The organism is Brachybacterium avium (assembly GCF_002216795.1).
In the GTDB taxonomy this organism is placed as follows: Bacteria; Actinomycetota; Actinomycetes; order Actinomycetales; family Dermabacteraceae; genus Brachybacterium; species Brachybacterium avium.
Genome location: NZ_CP022316.1, coordinates 2,521,341 through 2,542,109 on the forward strand (window position 1 = coordinate 2,521,341; position 20,769 = coordinate 2,542,109).

A 20,769-nucleotide genomic window follows, 5' to 3' on the forward strand; every position below is an offset into this window, starting at 1 on the left:
GTCGGACCGCCCCGTGCGGTCCCGCGCCGATCAGCCGCACCCACTCGGCGGACCGCCCGCCGGAACGGACAGGAGAGCCCGTGCCCATCTACCTCGCCACCGTGCTGGACACCCCCGGCGATCTCGGGGAGGAGGACGGCCTGCGGGCCGACACCGATCTCGCCCTGGTCGTCCGCGACGGCGTCATCGTGGCCCGCACCGACCTCGACTCCGCCCGCCGGGACCACCCCGCCGAGACCCTCGTGGACCTGCGCGACGGCATCCTGCTGCCGGGCTTCGTCGACACCCACGTCCACTTCCCCCAGGTCCGCGTGATCGGAGGCCTGGGCCGCCCCCTGCTGGACTGGCTGGCCGAACGCGCACTGCCCGAAGAGGCCCGACTGGCGGACGTCGAGTACGCCCGCGGCGTCGCCGCCGACTTCCTCTCCGGCCTCACCCAGGCCGGCACCACCACCGCGATGGTGTTCGGCTCCCACTTCCCCCGCGCCGTCGACGCGCTGTTCGAGCAGGCCGAGCGGAGCGGCCATCGGATCACCACCGGACTGGTGCTCAGCGATCGCCTGCTGCGCGAGGACCTGCTGCAGACCCCCGCGGCCGCCCTCGAGGCCAGCCGCGAGCTGGCCCGGCGCTGGCACGGCCGGGGCCGGCTGCGCTACGCGATCACCCCGCGCTTCTCCCTGTCCACCACCGACGAGATGCTGGCCGCGGCCGGGTCCCTGCTGACCGGGGACGAGCTGGGCACCCCGCGGGATCTGTGGTTCACCAGCCACCTCAACGAGAACGACGAGGAGATCGCCCAGGTGCGCGAGCTCTTCCCCGCCGCGAGCGGGTACCTCGACACCTATACCCGCCACGGCCTGGTCACCGAACGCTCCGTCTTCGCGCACAACGTCCACCCCGAGCCCGCGGAGCTCGCCGCGCTCGCCGCGGCCGGCGCCGCGGTGGCCCACTGCCCCAGCTCGAACGGCGCCCTGGGCAGCGGCCTGTTCCCCCTGCGGGCGCATCTCGAGGCCGGGGTGCGGATCGCGCTGGGCACCGATGTCGGCGCCGGCACCGGGTTCAGCCTGCTCAAGGAGGGCCTGCAGGCCTACCTGGTCCAGCAGCTCAGCGGCCGGGAGGGCATCACCCTGAGCGCAGCGGACCTGCTGCACCTGGCCACCCGCTCCGGTGCCCTCGCGCTCGGACTCGCCGACCAGGTCGGCGACCTGTCCGTCGGCAAGCAGTTCGACGCCGTGCGCATCCTGCCGCCGCAGGGGAGCACCCTCGGTGTCGCCCTGCACCACACCGAGACCGCGAGCGACGCGCTCGCCACCCTCTTCGCCCAGGGCACCCCCGCCGACATCCATGAGGTGTGGGTGGCCGGGCAGGAGATCAAGAACGGGCCGTCGATGACGACGGTCCCCGCCGATGAGGAGACAGCAGCATGAGCACTGACAGCAGGGCCGGCACCGACGCCGGCCAGGACCCGAGCACTGCCGCAGCATCCCCGCCCCCGGCCCGCGCCGGCGGCCTCAAGGGGAGGATCGACCGCTACTTCGGGATCTCCGCCGCCGGATCGAATTTCGTACGCGAGGGTCGCGCAGGTCTGGTCACCTTCCTGACCATGAGCTACATCCTGTTCGTCAACCCGATCGTGCTGGGTGCGGCGATCACGGACGTGCCCAACGTGGGCGTGCAGCTGCTGATGGTCACGGCGATCGCCTCCTGCGTGGGCTGTCTGCTGATGGGCCTGATCGCCCGCTACCCCTTCGCCCTGGCGCCCAGCATGGGGCTGAACGCCTTCTTCTCCTACACCGTGGTGCTGGGGATGGGGGTGGAGTGGCGCACCGCCCTGGGTGCCGTGTTCATCTCGGGCATCCTGTTCGTGCTCCTCAGCGTGATCGGGCTGCGCAAGGCGATCGTCATGTCGATCCCGCACGGCCTGAAGCTCGCCATCATGGCCGGCATCGGCTGCTTCCTGGCCCTGCTCGGGTTCCGCAGCGGGGGGCTCGTGGTCACCGACGAGGCGACCCTGGTGACGCTGGGCGACCTCACCTCGCCCGTGGCCTGGGTGGCGATGTTCGGCCTGCTGGCCACCGCGGTGCTGCTGCAGCTGAAGGTCAAGGGAGCGCTCCTCTGGGGCCTCGGCGCGACCTCCCTGTTCGCCGTCCTCACCCGGGCGAAGGTCTATGACGGCGGGGCCGACGGTGCCCTGCAGTCGTTCCCCGGCTTCGCCGACGGTCTGGTCGCACTGCCGGTCTGGCCCGGTGACCTGGTGGGAGAGCTGGACATCGCCGGCGCCTTCGGCATCGGCCTGTTCTCCGTCGTGTTCACCTTCTTCTTCGTCGACTTCTTCGACGCGACCGGCACCATGACCGGCCTCGCCCAGAAGGCGGGCTACCTCGATGAGGGCCAGGACATGCCGCGCGGCAGGCGCACCTTCTCCATGGACGGCATCGCCACGATGTTCGGCGCCCTCATGGGCACCTCCACCACCGGCGCCTATGTGGAGAGCGCCTCCGGCATCCAGGACGGCGGCCGCACCGGTGCGACCGTCACCGTCACCGGGGTGCTCTTCCTCGGCGCCCTGTTCTTCTGGCCGCTGGCCTCGGTGATCCCCGGTGCCGCCACCGCACCGGTGCTGATCCTGGTGGGCGCCATGATGATGGACGGCATCCGCGGCATCGACTGGAACGAGATCTGCGAGGGGGTCCCCTCCTTCCTCGCGATCCTGGTGATGCCCCTGACCTTCTCGATCGCCAACGGTGTGAGCGCGGGCATCATCAGCTACTGCGCGATCAAGGTCTTCACCGGCCGCGGCAAGGAGATCAGCCCCATCCTCTACATCGTCGCGGCGCTGCTGGTGGCCCGATACATCATCGTCGACGTCTGAGCCGCCCCGTACGGCCCGCCCCGGGGACCGATGCTCGCGCCCGGGGCGGGCCGTCGGTGTGTCGCCGGTGCGCAGCGCCCCCTGCCGACCATCCACAGCGCAGCCCGTCGAGGTTGTCGTGACTGCGCCGATCACGCACAATGGAGACCATGACACCTCGAGTGACCCGACGCCGCGCGCTCGCCGCGGCGGCCGCGGCCGGCATCGGTCTGCCCACCGCCGCCACCGCTCAGGCCGCCTCGCAGCCGTCCCGGCCCCGAGGGCGTTTCGAGCACCTGCGCATCGCCACGTTCAACGCCTCGCTGAACCGGGCGGAGGAGGGGCAGCTGCTCGAGGACCTGAGGGACGGCACGGATGAGCAGATCCGGGCGGTGGCCGAGATCATCCAGATCAACAATCCCGACGTCCTGCTGCTGAACGAGTTCGACTTCGACGAGTCCGGCGAGGGCGTCGACCTCTTCCGCGAGAAGTACCTCGAGGTCGGCCAGAACGGCAAGAGCCCGGTCCGTTACCCCTATGCCTTCACCGCCCCCGTGAACACCGGTGTGCCCAGCGGGCTCGATCTGAACCATGACGGGCGGGCGGACGGGCCGGATGACGCGTGGGGCTTCGGCGCATTCCCCGGCCAGTACGGCATGGTGATCCTCTCGCGCTATCCGATCCTCACCGAGCAGGTGCGCACCTTCCAGAATCTCCGCTGGGCCGATATGCCCAGCAATCTGCTGCCCACCGAGTACTACGGCCCGGAGATCGCCGGCGAGCTGCGGCTGAGCTCGAAATCCCACTGGGACGTGCCGGTGCGGGTCGGCTCGAGCACCCTCCACGTGCTCGCCTCCCACCCCACCCCGCCCAGCTTCGACGGCCCCGAGAAGCGGAACCAGCGACGCAACCACGACGAGATCCGGCTGTGGGCCGACTATCTCAGCCCGGGACAGCGCTCACGCTGGATCAAGGATGATGCCGGCACCCGAGGAGGGCTCGGCCCCAGCGAGCAGTTCGTGATCCTCGGCGACCTGAACTCCGACCCCCTCGACGGCGACTCCTGGCCCGGAGCGATCGAGCAGCTGCTCTCGCATCCCCGGGTGCAGGACACCGAGCCCGGCAGCGACGGCGCCGCCGAGGGCTCCGAGACGCAGGGCGGCGCGAACCTCCAGCACACCGGCGATCCTCGTCTCGACACCGCTGACTTCAACGACGACCCCGCTCCGGGGAACCTGCGCGTGGACTACGTGCTGCCCTCCCGGCCGCTCCAGGTGGTCTTCTCGGCCGTCTACTGGCCATCGACGGGCGAGCCCGGCAGCGAGCTGACCGGCTCCTACCCGTTCCCCGCCTCGGACCATCGCCTGGTGCGGGTGGACCTGCAGGTGAAGGGCTGAGGCCGCAGCGGGCATAGGCTCAGACCATGACCACTGCACTGCCCCCGCTGCTGGACACCGCCGCGCTGCATGCCCTCCTCGAGGACGCGGCACGCGGCAGCCACGCACTCCATCTGCTCGACGTCCGCTGGGCGCTCGACGGGTCCAAGGGGCACGGCACCTACCTCGCCGGGCACCTGCCCGGAGCCGTCTACATCGATCTGGACACCGAGCTCGCCGCTCCCGCCAGCCCCGAGGCGGGCCGCCACCCCCTGCCGGAGCCCGAGGACCTCGCCGCCTCGCTGCGCCGGGCCGGGGTCACGGAGGGCTCGGTCATCATCGCCTACGACGACAGCAACGGCGCCCCGGCCGGGCGCCTGGTGTGGATGCTGCGGGCGCTCGGCCACGACGCCGCACTCCTGAGCGGCGGGCTGTCCGCCTGGGACGGCGAGCTGGAGACCGCGGACGTGCGACCCGAACCCGGGGACGTCACCGCACGTGCCTGGCCCGGCCACCGCATCGCGACCGCTGACGAGGTCGCCGGCGCCCAGGGCCTGGTCGTCGATGCCCGCGCCCCGGAGCGCTACCGCGGCGACAGCGAACCGATCGACCCCCGGGCCGGGCATGTCCCGGGCGCCGTGAACCTGCCCTTCGCCGGGAACCTCGACGAGAAGGGCCGCTTCATGGACCCCCGGGAACTGCGTCGCCGGTTCGAGGCCGCCGGCGTGAGCGAGGACCGCGAGACGATCGTGTACTGCGGCTCCGGGGTCACCGCGACCCACGACCTGCTGGCGCTGGAGAGCGCCGGCTTCACCCGGCTGCGGCTGTTCCCGGGCTCGTGGTCCCAGTGGAGCGCGGACGCCACCCGTCCGGTCGCCCTCGGCCCGAACCCCTGAGCCCCCCACCGCAGCTCACCCCTGCGGATGGATCTCCCGGATCGCGCGGACGATGGCGCGGTGCTGCGCCGCCCGGGCACGCTGCTCCACCGCGCTCTCGCCCTCGCGCACGGCCTGCCCCAGCACCGCGGCCCAGATCGGGACCATCTCCTCATGATAGGAGTGGCCGTGCCCGCCGGCTGCCGCGATGGACAGCGGCATATCGGCCGCGATCTGCCAGAACGTGATCCAGGGGAACCAGCGCATCGCCGGCGTGACATCGTGGCCCACCCGCTCCTGCAGCCAGGCCGGCTCCCGCCAGAGCAGGGGGAGGTCCAGCCAGACCACCGGATCCGAGGCATGCTGGGCATAGACGACCCGCGGATGCTGCCACTGCTCGTACAGCCCGCCCCAGTAGTCGCGATGCAGATCCCGCGGTCGGGTGACCACCCGGATATGGCGGCCGCCGTCGATGACCGGGGCCACTGCCGGCGAGCCGGCGCGGGAGCGGGCGGTCAGCTGCTGCCACAGCGGCGTGAAGCTGGGGGTGCCCGTCCACACCGCACCGTCGACGGTGGAGAGCATCTCGGGCACATCGCGGAAGGCGGCCTGCCCGCCGAAGGACCCCAGCGACTCCCCGGCCGCATAGAGTGCGGGCCGTCGGTCCGCGGGCAGCCGGGCCAGTCGCCGCCGCACCGCCTCGAGCAGCAGCCGGCCGGCGCGCTCGGGGAGCGGCGGTCGATGAGGTAGGTCACGGGGCTGGGGTAGTACGAGTACTGGATCGACGCAGTCGCGCAGTTCCCCGCGGTGAGGAACTCGATCGCGGACAGCGACCACTCCTGCAGCCAGCCGGTCCCGGTCCCGGTGAACAGCACCAGCACCTCGCGGTCCCAGGCCCCGGTGCGGTCCAGCTCCGCCACCACCGCATCGACGGTGTCCTCGAGCGTTCGGGTCCCCGACTTCGCGGCGTAGACGCGGATCGGCTCGAGCGCCTCGCGACCGACCGTGCGGGAGATCAGCTCCCGGTCCGCGCCGCCGGAGACGATCTTGCGCCCGGGGGCGCCGAGGGACTGCCAGGTCTCCAGCGACTGCGGGCCTCCGGAGCGCAGAGAGGACAGGGGTCGGGCGACGTCCGGGGAGATCAGCCGGTTCGCGGCATCCGCCCGCTCGATCACGGTCTCCAGCACCCGGCCGCGGATCAGCCGGTCGGCGATCACGGCGACGGTCGCGACGGTCAGGAGCAGGGAGAGCACCTTCACCAGGCGTCGGGGGAGGTAGGGGCGCAGCAGCGCCCGGTACAGGCGGGTGGTCTCGATCGTGGAGCGGGCCAGGCCAAGCGCGAGGAAGGAGGCGCCGAGCCCGGCCGCCGAGCCCACCACGTGGGTGGCGAGGTTCTTGGGCTCCTCGTGCACCAGATGGCTGATCTCCCGCTGGCGCAGCACCCCGCGCACCCAGGAGTAGGTCGAGATGCCCACCAGCGCCCCTGCCCCGGCCCAGCGCGCGCGGCGGCGGTGATCCGGAGCGATCCGGACCTGCAGGCCGATCTCCCGGCCCAGGCGCCGCACCACGCGGCCGGCCAGCACCCCGCTGGCGTAGCCGTACACCTCGGACAGTCCGATGTTCACTGCCCACATCCACCAGGTGCGGGGCAGCAGGCTCGGGGAGGTCGAGATCCAGGCGGTCGCCGAGGCGCCGAGGAAGCCGGCGGTGTCCAGGGGCGCGATGATCGCGGAGCGCCGGGCACGCCGACCGCTGCCGCGGCTCGCGGCGCGCACCGCAGCGGCGGCGCCCCGGAGCCAGCTGGTCGGGCCGGAGGGGGAGGAGGCGGAGCCGGAGAGCATGCGGGCAGGGTATCGGACCCGCCCCGCCGCTCGACAGTGGAGATCGAGGTCGTCCAGGGGGCGGCACCGCCGCCTGGACGCGCCGCTTGTTCGTACCCTGGGGGCATGAAGATCCTGCTGCCCGACACCGTTCCGCTGAACCCCGTGCTGCCGGAGGGATGGGAGGCGGTGACGATCGATGCCCGCGCCGAGATCCCTGCCGAGCACCACGACGCCGCAGTGCTGGTGGTGTGGGGAGCCTCCCGCCGCCACCTCGCCTCCGCGGCCGAGCACCTGGACGGGCTGCGGCTGGTGCAGTCGCTGTCGGCCGGGGTGGATGGCATCCTCGCCGCAGGGTTCGACCAGGACGTCGTCATCGCTGCCGGCGCCGGGCTGCACTCGCTGACCGTGAGCGAGCATTCCCTGGCCCTGCTGCTGAGCCTGCTGCGCCGGTTGCCCGAATGCCGCGAGGCCCAGCAGCGTCACGAGTGGTCCTCGGAGCTCGGCGGGCTGCAGCCGCTGAACCCCGCGGGCCGACTCACCACCCTGATCGGGGCCCGGGTGCTGATCTGGGGCTTCGGCCAGATCGGGCAGACCCTCGCCCCGACCCTGCAGGCGCTCGGCGCCGAGGTGCGCGGAGCGGCCCGCAGCGCCGGCACCCGCTCCGGCTTCGAGGTCATCGCCGACAGCGAGGTGCCAGCGGCGCTGCCTGAGGTCGATGTGCTGATCAACATCCTGCCCGCCACCGAGGCGACCACCGGGATCGTGGGCCGCGAGGTGCTCGCCGCGCTGCCCGATCACGCGATCCTGCTGAACGTGGGCCGCGGGGCGACCGTGGACCAGGTGGCGCTGCGGGAGGCCCTCGAGGCGGGCACCCTCGGCGGCGCCGCCGTCGACGTCACCGACCCGGAGCCGCTGCCCGAGGACGACCCGCTGTGGGACGCGCCTCGGCTGCTGATCACGCCGCATGCGGCGGGCGGACGCCCCGTCGGCGCGGATGAGCGGATCACCGCGAACCTCCGCGCGCTCGTCGATGGCCGGGAGATCCTGCACGTGGCGACGCGCTGACCCGGCACGGGGAGCACCCGGAAGAGGAGGAGGCCCGGTGGCAGCTGCCACCGGGCCTCCTCGGCTCAGGACGGATCCTGCGGCATCGAGGATGCCGCGGCGATCAGGAGTCCCGGGTGAACGGGTTCCGCGGACCGCGGCGACGGCCGCTGCGGCCCCCGGGAGCGGATCCCTCGCCGTCGGCGGGGACGGTCGGGACCTCGCCCGTGAAGGTCGACAGGTGCTCCGAGACCTGCGCCTCGACCTGCTCGGCGACCCGGCCCTCGACCCGGTCGCTGACCTCGTCGGTGAGCTCATCGGAGTAGCGCTCCATGAACTCCCGCTGGCGCAGGCGCAGCTCGAGCCGCTCGATGACCGTGACCTCCTCGCCCAGCGAGCGCCACAGCGAGATGGCCATACCGATCATCACCACGGAGAACGGCAGTGCGGAGAGCAGGGCCAGTGCCTGCAGCCCCTCCATGCCAGAGGCCCCGTCGCCCGACAGCGAGCTGACCCAGATCAGGACCGCAGCGATGACGCCGGAGGTCGCAGCCCAGAAGATACGGGTGATCCGGGGCGGGTTCGGGTCGCCCTTGTGGGCGATCATGTCCATCACGAAGGCGCCCGAGTCGGCGCTGGTGATGAAGAAGATCGACACCAGGATGACGGCGACGCCGGACAGCACCGCCCCGGCGGGCAGCTGCGCGAAGGTGTCGAACAGCGCGGTGTTCGCATCGATCGCGCCGTCCGCATCGGTGAAGTCGATGCCCTCGATGACGGACTTGTACAGCGCGGTGCCGCCCATGACGGTGAACCACAGGAAGGTCAGCGCGGTCGGGACCAGCAGCACGCCGGTGATGAACTCGCGGACGGTGCGGCCCTTGGAGATGCGGGCGATGAAGACGCCGACGAAGGGCGACCAGGAGATCCACCAGCCCCAGTAGAAGGTGGTCCAGCCGCTGATCCAGGTGGCACCCTCCTCGCCGCGGAACGGCAGGGTCTGGAAGGCGAGCTGCAGGAAGTTCTGCAGGTAGAAGCCGATGTTCGAGACCACGTCACGCAGCAGGAACAGGGTCGGGCCGAGGATCAGCACGGTGATCAGCAGCAGTGCGGCCAGGCCCATGTTCAGGTTCGACAGGATCTTGATGCCCTTGTCGACGCCGCTCGCGGCCGACAGGGTGGCCAGGCCGGTCACCACGAGGATGATGATGATCTGCACCGTGGTCGAGTTGGGCAGCACCCCGAGGTGGTCCAGTCCCGCGGCGATCTGGTTGACGCCGAAGCCGAGCGAGGTGGCGATGCCGAACAGGGTGCCCACCAGGGCGATGATGTCGATGACGTCACCGATCCAGGTGTCGGTGCGCTTGCCCAGGATCGGCTCGAGCGCCCAGCGGATCGAGACCGGGCGGCCCTTGCGGTGCACGGCGTAGGCGACGGCGAGGCCGACGATCACGTAGATGCCCCAGGCGTGCAGGCCCCAGTGCAGGAAGGTCTGGCCCAGCGCGCGCTCGGCGCGGTCCGGGTCCGCGAGGCCCGCGGCGTTCGGCGGAGCCCCGGCCTCGCTGTAGAAGGTCAGCGGCTCTGCCGCGCCCCAGAAGACCAGACCGATGCCCATGCCGGCGGCGAAGAGCATCGCGAACCAGGAGAACATGCTGAACTCGGGCTTGTCGTCATCCTTGCCGAGCTTGATCTGGCCCATGCGGCTGGCCGCGATCACGATCGCGAAGAACACGAACGCGGTGACGATCAGGACGTAGTACCAGCCGATCGAGTTCACGACGGTGGAGTTCAGGGTCGAGATCGCGGAATTGAACGCGTCCGGCAGGAGCAGGGCGAACAGCACTGCGAGCAGGATGATCCCGGCGGAGATGAAGAAGACCGGCTTCGAGAGGGAGTATCCGGGGGTCGCCGGAGGCGTGGGGCTGCCGTCCGGCGTCGTCCCGAGGTCGGTCGAGGAGGAGGGTGGCGGCGAGGCCTTCGATGAGGTCACGGATTCACTTTCGGCAGGGGATCGGGGCTAGGGGCCCTTCACCGTAACGTGCTCGGCACTATCACGGCAGTGGGGAGCGCCTGGGTGCGCGGTGGGAGCCCTCCCGGGTGCGACACCCCACAGCGGTGACGGCCCGGATGTGATCTCGTACGGATCTCGCCGCTCGGGCCGGCGCCGCGCCCTCAGCGGGTGCGGTCCTCGGCGAGCTGCTGGACGGCGCGGGCGGAGATCTCGGAGACCACGTCCAGCTCGAGGTGGAACTGCTGCCCGGCCGCCGGGCCGCACAGATCCGAGACCGCGCGCAGGGCGACGAAGGGGACCCCGAGGACCTCGGCGGAGCGGGCGCTGGCGGTGGTCTCCATGTCGGCGCTCAGCGCCGCGGGGAACCGTTCCCGCATCGGATCCGCGATCTCCGCGGTGACGAAGGCATCGCCGGAGAGCATCAGCCCGCGGCGCACGCCCCGGCCCTCACCCTGCCCGTCGGCCCGCAGCGCCGCCTGCTCGGCGATGTCCACCCGGGCCGGCACCGCCGCGAAGCGCACGGGCCCGCCGGGCACCTGGCCGGGGGCATAGCCGAAGGCGGTCGCGTCGGCGATCGAGTAGGTGAAGGTCTCGCCGACGATCAGCGTCCCCACCTCGACATCCGCCGCGAGACCGCCGCAGGAGCCGGCGGCGACGACCAGCCCGGGAGCCGTGGCGAGGATCCCCCAGGTCGCTGCCGCGGAGGCGGCGGCGATGCCGATCCCGGTGGTGACCACCACCGTGTCGGCTCCCGCGAGCCGGCCGCGGCGCGCGGTGACGCCCGTGGCGAAGGGCGTCGTCAGATCGCGGGCGCCCTCGAGCCGTGCGTGCAGGGGGGCCGCCTCTTCGGGCATCGCGACGAGGACCAGCAGGGGGCCGTCGAGGCCGGCGGCTGGGGCAGAGGACGTCGCGGCGGTGGAAGCGGTCGAGGCAGGCATGATCGAAGGTTACCGGGATCACGGGCCGAGCCCTGGGCGTCGCGCACAGCGGGGTTCGTTAGGCTGGTCGCATCCGTCAGCGAGATGGCCCGCAGGGGTCGTGGACAGGAGGCAGTGATGGGTCGGATCCGAGACGCCGTGGTGACGGGGGCGCGCGCCGTGCGGCGCATCCCGATCCCTTCGACCCTGACCCATCAGGCACTGCGGGAGGCCCGCAGCCCGCTGCCCCCGGGGCACGTGCTGAAGGCCCACGCCATCGAGCACGAGATGATCGGCCGCACCCGCGCCGTCTGGCTCGACGGGCACCAGGCGAGCAACGGCCTCATCATCTATCTCCACGGCGGCGCCTACGTCTCCGGCCCGTTCTCCAGCGACTGGGCATGGCTGTCCCGCCAGGTCGACGCGCTGGGCTGCGCCGGGCTGATGCTCGACTACCGCAACGCCCCCGACCACCAGCACCCGGTGGGCCGGGACGACGTCGAGGCGGCACTCGCAGCGCTCGCGGCCGACGGCCGGCTCGACGGCCGGCCCTGGGTGCTGGCCGGCCAGCATTCCGGCGGCGGCCTGGCCTTCGTCATCGCTCGGAGGCTGCGCGAGCAGGGGGACATCCCCGCCCCGTCGGCGCTGATCGCCATGTCGCCCTGGCTCGACCTCGAGCTCTCCAACGCCGGGATCACGGAGACCGATCAGGTCGATCCGGTCCACGAGCGGCGCCTGCTGCGCGATGCGGCCCGTCGCTACGCCGGCCGCACCCCGCTGGACGACCCTGATCTCTCCCCGATCAACGCGAGCCTGGAAGGGCTGCCGCCCGTCCATCTCAGCGTGGGGATGCGGGACCTGTTCCTCTCAGAGGTGCGGGTGGCGAAGCTGCAGCTCGAGGAGAACGGTGCGGACCTGCACTACCGCGAGATCAGCGGCCGGCTCGGCCTGCAGCTGATCTCCCGCAAGGGCGAGGACATCGAGCGGCTCCACCGGGAGCAGGCGGAGCTGCTGGCCCGCGCGCTCGAGACGGACAGCTGAGCATCAGCCGCAGCGCGGTTCAGGGCTCGACGATCACCAGGGCGGCGCCCGGGGCGCAGGCGCTCCAGCGACGTCGCGGCATCAGGCGGATCATCCCGGCGACGAGCAGGGCGTGCCCGACCGTGTAGGTGATCATCACCAGCTCGGTGCTGAAGGCGATCGAGGCACCCGGCAGGAACCAGTCCATCGCCAGCAGCGAGCTGGACAGCAGGAACAGCGTCCCGCCGGACCAGGTCAGCCCGTTCCCGCCGGCGGAGAGGAAGGCCATCACCGCCAGCGCCACCGCATAGGCGGCGACCACGGGCAACAGGGAGCCGGCGCCGTCCGCGCAGGCCACGAACAGCCCCACCACGACGGCGCCGTAGGGGATCGCCAGAGCGATGCGCATGCCATCGCGGGTGCGCAGCCACAGCGGTGCCAGCGCGGCCGCGTAGAAGATCAGCGCCCCCAGGAAACCGGCCGCGGTGACCAGCTGGGCGGACTGCGGCAGGAGCTGGCCGAGGGTGTCCCCGGCCCAGGCGCACAGCAGCCCCCCGATCAGCAGCGTGGTGGTGCGGGAGCGGTGCGGGGCGGCGGTCAGCAGCACCGCCAGCAGCAGGGGTGCGAACAGCGGCTGCGACAGGCGCCGGAGCATGTCGGCGTCCGTGAGCACGGCACCGATGTTCACCGCCGCCGCGAGCGCATACGCCGCCCAGAGCGCGAGATGGAGTGAACGAATCGGTGGCACTGCTCAAGAGTAGGAAGCGCCTTCGACCCGGACCAGGTGGAGGACCGTCGATGACGGGCACGTTTGGGTAACGCCAGGGCACGTTTCGGTCACGGCCGCGGACATTGGTGCAGAACCGCTGGGCGAGGGCCCCTCAGGGATCACCCGCCCGCCGCCTCACATCTGCTGCGGCGCGTTCACGCCGAGGGCGTCGAGGCCCTCGACGAGGACCCGCTCGGTGAGCTCGGCGAGGGTGAGCCGTCCGGCCTGCACCTCCGTGTCGGCCTCCTTGAGGATGGGGGAGGCCTCGTAGAAGGAGGTGAAGGTCTGCGCGAGCGAGAACAGGTAGGCGCACAGCCGGTGCGGCTCGAACTCGGCGCCCGCGCTGACCAGCGTCGGCCCGAATTCCAGCAGTGCCAGCGCGAGCGCCCGCTCCGCATCGTCGTCCACCCGCGGCGCCGGCGCGGCGGTGATGCCCTGGGCCGAGGCCTTGCGGCTGATCGAGCGGATCCGCGCCACCGCGTACTGCAGGTACGGGGCGGTGTTGCCGGTCAGCGCCAGCATCCGGTCGAGGTCGAAGGTGTAGTCCGAGTCGTGGGCGGTGGAGAGGTCGGCGTACTTCACGCCGCCGATGCCGATGTCATGTGCGATCTGTTCCCGCTCGGCCTCCGGCAGGTCGGGACGCAGCTCGTCGATGACCGTGCGGGCCGTGCCCACGGCCTCCTCCAGCAGCGCCATCAGCCGCAGCGAGGAGCCGGAGCGGGTGCGCAGGATCTTGCCGTCGTCACCGAGCACCGATCCGATCTTCACATGCTCCGCCCGGACCTCCGCGGGCAGCCAGCCGGCCTCCCGGGCCGCGGTGAACACCATCTGGAAGTGCAGTCCCTGCGCGGAGCCGACCACGTAGCCGATCCGATCCGCGCCCAGGGTGCCCACCCGGTGCCGGATCGCGGCGAGGTCCGTGGTGGCATAGCCGTAGCCGCCGTCGGACTTGCGGATGATCAGCGGCAGCGGCTGCTCGTCCCGGCCGATGAAGCCCTCGGGGAACACGCACAGCGCCCCGTCGGAGATCCGCGCGATGCCGGCGGCTTCGAGATCGTCGCAGACCGCCTCGAGCAGGTCGTTGTAGGTGGACTCCCCGGCCAGGTGCTCATCGGTGAGGGTCACATCGAGCATGTCGTAGATGCGGTGGAAGTACTGCTTGGACAGCTCCACCAGATTCGTCCAGATCCGCAGCGACTCGGCGTCGCCGGACTGCACCGTCGCCACCCGGCGCCGGGCACGGGAGGCGAAGTCCCCGCCCTCGAGATCGGAACCGGGCGCCCCCGCCTTCTCCGCAGCGTCGAACTTCGCCCGTGCGGACTGGTAGAAGGCGTTCGGGTCCGTGCGCACCAGGTCCGCCTCGGCGCTGTCCTCGCCCACCTCCAGCAGGTGCTCGATGAGCATGCCGAAGGGGGTGCCCCAATCGCCGATGTGGTTCTGGCGGATCACGGTGTGGCCCAGCTTCTCCAGAGTGCGCACGATGGAGTCGCCCACCACGGTGGTGCGCAGGTGGCCGACATGCATCTCCTTGGCGACGTTCGGCGCCGAGTAGTCGACCACCACGGTCTCGGACCGCTCGGGGGAGGGCACGCCCAGGGCGGCCGACGGCTCCACCAGCTCCGCGACCTGCGCCGCCACCCAATCGGTGCGCAGGCGGAGGTTCAGGAAGCCGGGACCGGCGATCTCCGGCTCTTCCGCGATGTCCTCGAGGTCGACGGCGGCGACGATCTCCGCGGCGATGTCACGGGGCTTGCGCCCCAGCCGCTTGGCCAGGCCCATCGCGGCATTGCACTGGAAGTCCGCGAACTGCGAGGGGCGGATGATCGGGTCCGCCTCGGCGTACTCGGGTCCGAAGGCGGCGGCGAAAGCGGTCTGGAAGCGCTGGGTCAGCGCGATCTCGGGAGCAGGCATGGCCCCAGGGTAATCGGCGAGCGCGCCCGGGATCCCGTCCGGGCCCGCTGCGGGGGAACGAGTGCGACCGAGCGCACCCCGAGCGGGGGCGCCGGGGTCGTCCTCGGGGGCATCCCCCTCCCCAGCCGTCGCCGCGATGCCTAGGCTGGAGCCATGCGCTCCCTGCTCTCACTGGTCCTGAACATCATCTGGCTGCTCACCGCGGGCTGGGCCCTCTTCCTGGCCTACCTGCTCGCGGGCATCCTCGCCTGCATCCTCATCGTCACCCTCCCGTTCGGCATCGCCTCCTTCCGCATCGCCGGCTTCGTGATCTGGCCCTTCGGGCGCGAGGTCGTGGACACCGGCCGCGGCGGTGCGGGCAGCGCGCTGGGCAACGTGATCTGGTTCGTCATCGCCGGCTGGTGGCTGGCGCTGGGTCATGTCGGCACCGCCCTCGCCCAGGCCGTCACCATCATCGGCATCCCGCTGGCGTGGGCGAACCTCAAGCTCATCCCGGTGACCTGCTTCCCCTTCGGCAAGGAGGTCATGGATTCGGGCTCCGCCCGGGCCCGGATGCTCCCGACGGTCCGCTGACCGGTGGCGCCGCTCGATCCGTCCGCCCCGCTCGATCCCGTCGACCAGGACGAGTACCGCCGCCTCAGCGACCTGCTCGCCGTCGGCGTGGCCGTCGCGAGCACCCGGCAGGGCGGTCACGACCTGGTCGTCACCGTCGATTCCTATCTCGACCTCTCCTACGACCCGCCCACCATGCTGATCGCGCTGTACGGGATGTCCCGTGCGGCGGAGGCGGTGGAGGAGGCCGGGCACTTCTGTCTCACCCTGCTCGCTGCCGAGCAGCAGGCCCTCGCCGATCGCTTCGGCACCCCGGGCGCCCCGCTGCAGGGCATGCTCAACGGCCTGGAGGTGTCCCGCACCCGGGACGGCGACGCGATCCTTCCCGACGGCCTCGCCCACTTCGCGATCCGGATCGAGCAGGCCGTGGACGCCGCCACCCACCGGCTGCTCATCGGCCCGGTGGTGGAGATCGGGGAGGGACGGATCGGGGCGGAGCCCGCGCTGCGCTTCGCCGGGGAGAAGCGGACCCTGCGCTGACCGGGGGCCCAGGAGCGGCGACTATCCTCGGCACCATGGATCTGCTCCGCACCGTCGTGGACCGGCAGCCGTGAACCCGCTGCTGCGGCTGGCGCTGCGCCTGCTCTCCGCCGTGCGCGTCGACATGCGGGAGGACTACGCCCGGGTGCGGCGGATGCAGCGCCAGCTGGCCGCGCTGCCACCGGTCCGCTACCGGACGCCCACCTGGGACACCTTCTCCGACAGCGGGGACGGCAGGCGCGTCCCGGTGCGGGTGTTCACCCCGCGCGAGCAGCGGCGGGAGGAGCTGCTGCTGTTCTTCCACGGGGGCGGCTGGGTCACCGGTGACATCGAGAGCTACACCCCGGCCTGCGCCACGATGGCCGATCTCACCGGCTGCCGCGTCGCCTCCGTCGACTACCGCCTCGCCCCCGAGCACCCCTTCCCGGCCGGGCTCGAGGACTGCTACGGCACCGCGCGCCGGCTGCTGGAGGATCCGCGTCGTGCCGGTCTGACGGATGCGGGCAAGATCGTGCTGGTGGGCGACTCGGCCGGCGGCAACCTGGCCGCGGTCGTCTCCCTGCTGCTGCGGGAGCAGGGCCACCGCCCGCCAGATCGGCAGATCCTGCTCTACCCCGTCACCCACTGGGACCACGACCCCGAGACCTCGCCCTTCGAGTCGGTGCGCCGCCACGGCGAGGACTATCGGCTGACCAGCACCGAGATGCGCGACTATCTCGACCTGTACGTGCCCGATCCGGCGCAGCGCCGCAGCCGGCTGGTCGCCCCGCTGATGGCCCCCGATCTCACCGGACAGCCCGAGACCCTGATGATCACCGCCGAGCTCGATCTGCTGTGCGATGAGGGAGAGGCCTACGCGCAGGCGCTCGCCGGGGCCGGCAACCGGGTGCAGCTGCACCGCGTGGAGAACGCACTGCACGGCTTCATCGCGCTGCCGCGCTTCGCCCGCCCGCTGAAGGACGCCTATGAGGTGATCGACGAGTTCCTCGACGGCGCCCCGCCCCGGAGAGAGACACCGTGAAGCGCCGCCACTGGGTCCGTCTGGACAACGTCTCCAACATCTTCCCCGCCGCCCGCAGCGACGTGGACCCCAAGGTGTTCCGGCTCGGGGCCGAGGTCGACCACGAGGTCGACCCGGCGCTGCTGCAACTGGCCCTCGAGGAGACCTTCGAGCGCTTCCCGCTCTACCACGCGGTGCTGCGCCGCGGCGTGTTCTGGCACTACCTCCAGGACAGCGAGCTGCAGCCCGAGGTGACGGCCGAGACCGAGCAGGTCTGCGCCCCGCTCTACCAGGCGGACCGGCGCACGCTGCTGTTCCGGGTGGTCCACCACCGTCGGCGCATCTCGCTCGAGGTGTTCCATGCCCTCTCCGACGGCACCGGGGCGCTGTGGTTCCTCACCGACCTGCTCACCGCGTACACCCGGCGGCGCTTCCCCGGCGAGTCCCCGGCCGCCGACGAGCTGGCCGAGCAGGTGCGCCCGGGCGCGAGCGAACGCCCCGACCCGCCCCCGGCGCAGATCGGCACGCATCCCGGGGCGCAGGCCGCGGAGGAGGTGCACGAGCTGACCACGGACTCCTTCGCCCACTACTTCCGGGGCCGACGCCGACGTCGCGCCCCCTCCTCCCACGAGGAGGATTTCACCCGGGAGGCCGCGCCGGCGGTGCTCACCGTCGAGGAGGCCGAGGACCCGGAGGCCCTGCAGGCCGCCGGAGGTGAGGACGAGGTCCCGCCCGCGCCGCGCCCGCCTCGTCGCAGGACCCACCGGGTGCGGGGCACCCGCACCCCGGACAACCGCACCCGCGCCCTCGAGCTGTCCATGCCGGCCGCTCCCGTGCTGGGCCTGGCGAAGGCCGAGGGAGTGGCCCTGACCATGTACCTCACCGCGCTGTTCTTCGAGGCGATCCGCCGCACCGACGAGGGCGCACTCGCCGGCTCCACCATGGCGGCCTCGGTGCCGGTGAACCTGCGGCAGTTCTTCCCTTCCACCTCCGCCCGGAACTTCTTCGCGACCATCCGGGTCGAGCACACCTTCGGCGAGGGCGATGATTCGCCCGGGGCGGTCGCCCGGGGCCTCCAGGAGGCGTTCAGCGCCGAGGCGACCCCGGAGGCGCTCGAGCGCAGGCTCCACCGGCTGATCCGGGTGGAGCGCTGGCCGCTGGCCCGGATCGTGCCGCGGCCGATCAAGGATGCGATGCTCAGCGTGATCAACCACGTGAACAACCGCTCGCTCACGGTCGCGATCTCCAACCTCGGCCGGGTCACGCTGCCCGCGCCGGCCCAGTCGCATGTGGGGCGGATGCAGTTCCACGTCTCCGCGGTGCGCCCGCAGTTCTGCGTGATCTCCCATGACGGGCATCTGACCATCGGCTTCACCTCCCCGTATGTGGAGACCGCCCATGTGCGGGAGTACGCGAGACTGCTCACCGCCGCCGGGATCGAGGTCTCGCTCGCCGCTGCTCGGACCACCGAGGAGGAGCTCGCGGGGGTGGAACCATGAGGACCTGCGCCGGCTGCTCCCTCCGGATCGAGGGCGAGTGGGAGCACTGTCCCCTGTGCGGTGGCGCCCTGCACGGCCGGGCGGAGCCGAGCCCGTACCCGGCGGTGCCGCTGCGCTTCTCCCGCCGCCGGGTGCTGCGCGTGCTGATGCTCAGCTCCCTGGGCGTGATCGTGCTGTCCTTCCTCGCCCAGCTGCTGTTCGGCCACGAGGCGGAGAGCCTGGGCGTGCTGCGCTCCGTGTGGCTGGGGATCGCGACGACCTGGTTGGTGGTGCTGATGGCGGTGAGCAAACGGCGCAACCTCGCCAAGTTCATCGTCTACCTGGTGGTCGCCGCCGGCGGGGTGAACGTGTACTGGGACTTCCTCACGCAATGGTCCGGCTGGTCGCTGACCTACGTGCTCCCGATCCTCTGCTCCGCTTCGATCATCGGCCTGCTGATCACGGTGCGGCTGATCCGGATGGAGCTGGCCGACTATGTCGTCTACAGCGGGCTGACGGTGCTGCTGGGGCTGACCCCGATCGTGTTCCTGTCACTGGGGTGGGTGGGAGTGGCGCTGCCCTCGGTGATCTGCGGCGCCCTCAGCATCGCCGTCGTGGTGCTGCTGCTGACGCTGCGCGGCGGCGCGGTGCGGCACGAGCTCGCCACACGCCTGCATCTGTAGTCCGCCCGCTCGCCATCGGCGCGCCGACGGTCTCAGCGGAGCGCACCTCCTTAAGATGCAAGACGCACCTCCGCACACGCGATGCGGAGCCGAACAGCCCGTGGGCGCCCACCAGCAGGAGAGAAGGTCGATGGACAGGGAGCGGCACGAGGACGAGCCCGAGGGCGCCGATTGGATCTTCGCCGCCGGCGATCCCCATAGTCTGCCCACCGACCGTCTGCCGGATCGGGCCGAGTTCGATCGTTACGCCACCCCGCTGCTGGCCCGCCGCGGCGCCGGTCCGCGGATGCCGCCCGGCGGGAACGAGACCGTCGATCTCAGCGCGCTGGATCTCCAGGCCCCCGGTGCTGATCCCGCTGCTGATCCCGGTGCTGAGCCCGCTGCCGCGACCGGCGCGATCCCGATGCTCGGCCCCGATGGCGACCCCGTCACCGAGGAGTCCGAGGTCGAGTACGGCCCGGACGACGAGGACGTGCTGATCGCGCCGCTCGCCCGACCGCGAGCGGTCTCCTACGCACGTTCGGGCACCACCCCGAACGCGGAGGAGGACGAGGTCCCGTGGAACGGGTTCGTGCTCCCGGATCGCTTCAAGGAGCTCGGCGTCTTCGACGCGCTGCGGGATGTGGCCGCCCTGATCTGCCTGGCCGCAGCCCTGACCACGACCTTCACTCTCGCTCATAGCCCGCTGCTGGAGCTGCTGGGGAAGATCGCGATCGGGTCGGCGCTGCTGGCCCTGGTGCTCGTGCACCTGCTGCGCTGGGTGCCGGAGAAGCCTCCGCGCCGCGCGGTGCGGGTGCTGCGGATCGTCGGCATGCTGCCGGCGCTGGCCACCGCCGTCACCGTGGTCGTCGCCGACCTCGTGCTCTCGCTGCCCGAGCTGTTCGCGTCGCTGCCGGAGGGGCCGCCCATCGGCATCGGCATCGGTGTCTCCCTGCTCCTGCTCGGAGCGATCCTCGGCATCGAGCCGCGGGCGCACGAGGGCTATGTCCCGCAGGCCCAGGCGCGCCGGGCGGCCCGCTCGCTCCTGGTCGGCGTGGGGATCGCCGCCGCCGTGGCCCTGCTGATCGCCCTGGTGATGATCGTGGGCCGGATCTTCACGACCGGGTGGCCGTACTCCCTGATCACCTTCGGGAACACCGTGATCTCCGCCCTCCTGCTGGGGATCGTGCTGGTCTCCGCGCTGCGCCGGGAGCGCTCCTGGTACGTGCTGTCCACCGCGGTGGTGGCGGCCCTGGTGGTCGCCGCCCTGGCCGACAGCACCCTCGAGCTCCAGTTCGCGGCGCCCCTGAGCTTCGCCTCCGGCTTCGTCTACCTGCCGTTCCTGGTCGCGGCCTTCGGTCTGATGATCTCCCGCTCCTTCGTGCGCAGCATGCCGGTGTCCTTCCGCCGCACCGACTGGCTGGTCTACTGCGTGCGGGCCTTCGAGTTCAGCGCCGTCATGCACGCCGCCGCGGTGCTGTGGCACCTGCTGGCCGCGATCGCCGCCCTCGGCGGGCGGGCGCCCGGCAGCCCCGTCCTCCATCTCATCGATGCCGTGGTGTGCATCTGCTTCGTGGTCGTCTCCCTGTTCGGCCGCACCTCGCTGCTGTCCCGTCCGGCCGTGAGCGCCCGCGCCAGCGGCGTGGTCGCCGGGCTGATCCTGGTGGTCGTCGGGTTCCTCGATGTCATCGTGAACTCCTTGGCGATGGCCGCCGGGGCCGGTCTGGTCACCGGCGGGACCGCCCTGGCGCTCGGGCTCGCCGTGGCGCTGATGCTCACGGTGCCCGCCCCGGTGCGCGACGAGTTCGGCTCCCCGGACGTCACCCGGATGTTCGCCGACTTCCGAGCCCGGGACGGTGGCTCCGGCTCCCTGCTCGAGCGGGTCCCCGATGTCAGTGCGGAGACCGCCCGACGCAAGGTCTTCCCCGGCCGCTGACCGG

Annotated in this window: 16 protein-coding genes and 1 pseudogene; 12 read left to right on the top strand and 5 right to left on the bottom strand. The window is 71.8% G+C overall.

Annotated elements, in window-relative coordinates; all coding sequences use genetic code 11:
- Positions 1-80 precede the first annotated feature (80 nt).
- The 4 genes from guaD (at position 81) to CFK39_RS11300 (ending at position 5,123) form a co-directional block, all read left to right on the top strand.
- A complete protein-coding gene (gene guaD / locus CFK39_RS11285; RefSeq protein WP_089065546.1) occupies positions 81-1,427 on the top strand; it encodes a guanine deaminase in 1,347 nt (448 codons plus the stop codon).
- Positions 1,424-2,872 (top strand): NCS2 family permease, encoded by a 1,449-nt coding sequence (locus CFK39_RS11290; RefSeq protein ID WP_089065547.1) that lies wholly within the window; start codon positions 1,424-1,426, stop codon positions 2,870-2,872. The genes guaD and CFK39_RS11290 overlap by 4 nt, the downstream gene beginning before the upstream one ends.
- Before the next feature lie 149 nt (positions 2,873-3,021).
- A complete protein-coding gene (locus tag CFK39_RS11295) occupies positions 3,022-4,248 on the top strand; it encodes an endonuclease/exonuclease/phosphatase family protein (protein ID WP_157697150.1) in 1,227 nt (408 codons plus the stop codon).
- Positions 4,249-4,274: 26 nt separating this feature from the next.
- Positions 4,275-5,123 carry a sulfurtransferase gene (locus CFK39_RS11300; protein WP_089065549.1) on the top strand — a complete coding sequence of 283 codons (849 nt, stop codon included), beginning with the start codon at positions 4,275-4,277 and terminating at the stop codon, positions 5,121-5,123.
- 15 nt (positions 5,124-5,138) lie between these two features.
- On the opposite strand, the pseudogene CFK39_RS17510 reads toward CFK39_RS11300, so the two are convergent.
- Positions 5,139-6,943: pseudogene (locus CFK39_RS17510) on the bottom strand (alpha/beta hydrolase).
- A 105-nt stretch (positions 6,944-7,048) separates the two neighbouring features.
- Between CFK39_RS17510 and CFK39_RS11310 the strand changes: the two are divergent.
- Positions 7,049-7,990 carry a phosphoglycerate dehydrogenase gene (locus CFK39_RS11310; RefSeq protein WP_089065550.1) on the top strand — a complete coding sequence of 314 codons (942 nt, stop codon included), beginning with the start codon at positions 7,049-7,051 and terminating at the stop codon, positions 7,988-7,990.
- Positions 7,991-8,093: 103 nt separating this feature from the next.
- Here the strand turns inward: CFK39_RS11310 and CFK39_RS11315 are convergent, their stop codons facing one another.
- Together CFK39_RS11315 and mtnN are read right to left on the bottom strand one after the other, a co-directional pair.
- Positions 8,094-9,959 carry a BCCT family transporter gene (locus tag CFK39_RS11315; RefSeq protein WP_089065551.1) on the bottom strand — a complete coding sequence of 622 codons (1,866 nt, stop codon included), beginning with the start codon at positions 9,957-9,959 and terminating at the stop codon, positions 8,094-8,096.
- 182 nt (positions 9,960-10,141) lie between these two features.
- Entirely contained in the window at positions 10,142-10,918 is a 777-nt protein-coding gene (mtnN, locus tag CFK39_RS11320; RefSeq protein WP_089065552.1) for a 5'-methylthioadenosine/S-adenosylhomocysteine nucleosidase, read from the bottom strand.
- 117 nt (positions 10,919-11,035) lie between these two features.
- On the opposite strand from mtnN, the gene CFK39_RS11325 reads away from it, so the two are divergent.
- Positions 11,036-11,938: an alpha/beta hydrolase fold domain-containing protein gene (locus CFK39_RS11325; protein ID WP_089065553.1), complete on the top strand. Its 903-nt coding sequence runs from the start codon at positions 11,036-11,038 to the stop codon at positions 11,936-11,938.
- Positions 11,939-11,957: 19 nt separating this feature from the next.
- On the opposite strand, the gene CFK39_RS11330 is transcribed toward CFK39_RS11325, so the two are convergent.
- Positions 11,958-12,665: a lysoplasmalogenase family protein gene (locus tag CFK39_RS11330; protein WP_089065554.1), complete on the bottom strand. Its 708-nt coding sequence runs from the start codon at positions 12,663-12,665 to the stop codon at positions 11,958-11,960.
- 156 nt (positions 12,666-12,821) lie between these two features.
- Positions 12,822-14,597: an arginine--tRNA ligase gene (gene argS, locus CFK39_RS11335; protein ID WP_089065555.1), complete on the bottom strand. Its 1,776-nt coding sequence runs from the start codon at positions 14,595-14,597 to the stop codon at positions 12,822-12,824.
- A 153-nt stretch (positions 14,598-14,750) separates the two neighbouring features.
- Here argS and CFK39_RS11340 point away from each other — a divergent pair, with 153 nt between their 5' ends.
- The 6 genes from CFK39_RS11340 to CFK39_RS11365 all read left to right on the top strand — a co-directional run bounded on the left by CFK39_RS11340 (position 14,751) and on the right by CFK39_RS11365 (position 20,765).
- Positions 14,751-15,170: a YccF domain-containing protein gene (locus tag CFK39_RS11340; protein WP_089065556.1), complete on the top strand. Its 420-nt coding sequence runs from the start codon at positions 14,751-14,753 to the stop codon at positions 15,168-15,170.
- Positions 15,171-15,173: 3 nt separating this feature from the next.
- The gene (locus CFK39_RS11345; RefSeq protein WP_089065557.1) at positions 15,174-15,689 is read left to right on the top strand and encodes a flavin reductase family protein; all 516 of its coding nucleotides are present in this window, start codon (positions 15,174-15,176) and stop codon (positions 15,687-15,689) included.
- A 70-nt stretch (positions 15,690-15,759) separates the two neighbouring features.
- Positions 15,760-16,710 carry an alpha/beta hydrolase gene (locus tag CFK39_RS11350; protein ID WP_089065558.1) on the top strand — a complete coding sequence of 317 codons (951 nt, stop codon included), beginning with the start codon at positions 15,760-15,762 and terminating at the stop codon, positions 16,708-16,710.
- Entirely contained in the window at positions 16,707-18,188 is a 1,482-nt protein-coding gene (locus tag CFK39_RS11355; RefSeq protein WP_089065559.1) for an alcohol acetyltransferase, read from the top strand. The genes CFK39_RS11350 and CFK39_RS11355 overlap by 4 nt, the downstream gene beginning before the upstream one ends.
- A complete protein-coding gene (locus tag CFK39_RS11360; RefSeq protein ID WP_089065560.1) occupies positions 18,185-18,850 on the top strand; it encodes a DUF6320 domain-containing protein in 666 nt (221 codons plus the stop codon). The genes CFK39_RS11355 and CFK39_RS11360 overlap by 4 nt, the downstream gene beginning before the upstream one ends.
- A gap of 130 nt (positions 18,851-18,980) precedes the next feature.
- On the top strand, positions 18,981-20,765 hold the full coding sequence (locus tag CFK39_RS11365; protein ID WP_089065561.1) for a DUF7937 domain-containing protein: 1,785 nt from the start codon (positions 18,981-18,983) through the stop codon (positions 20,763-20,765).
- The last annotated feature ends 4 nt before the right edge of the window (positions 20,766-20,769 follow it).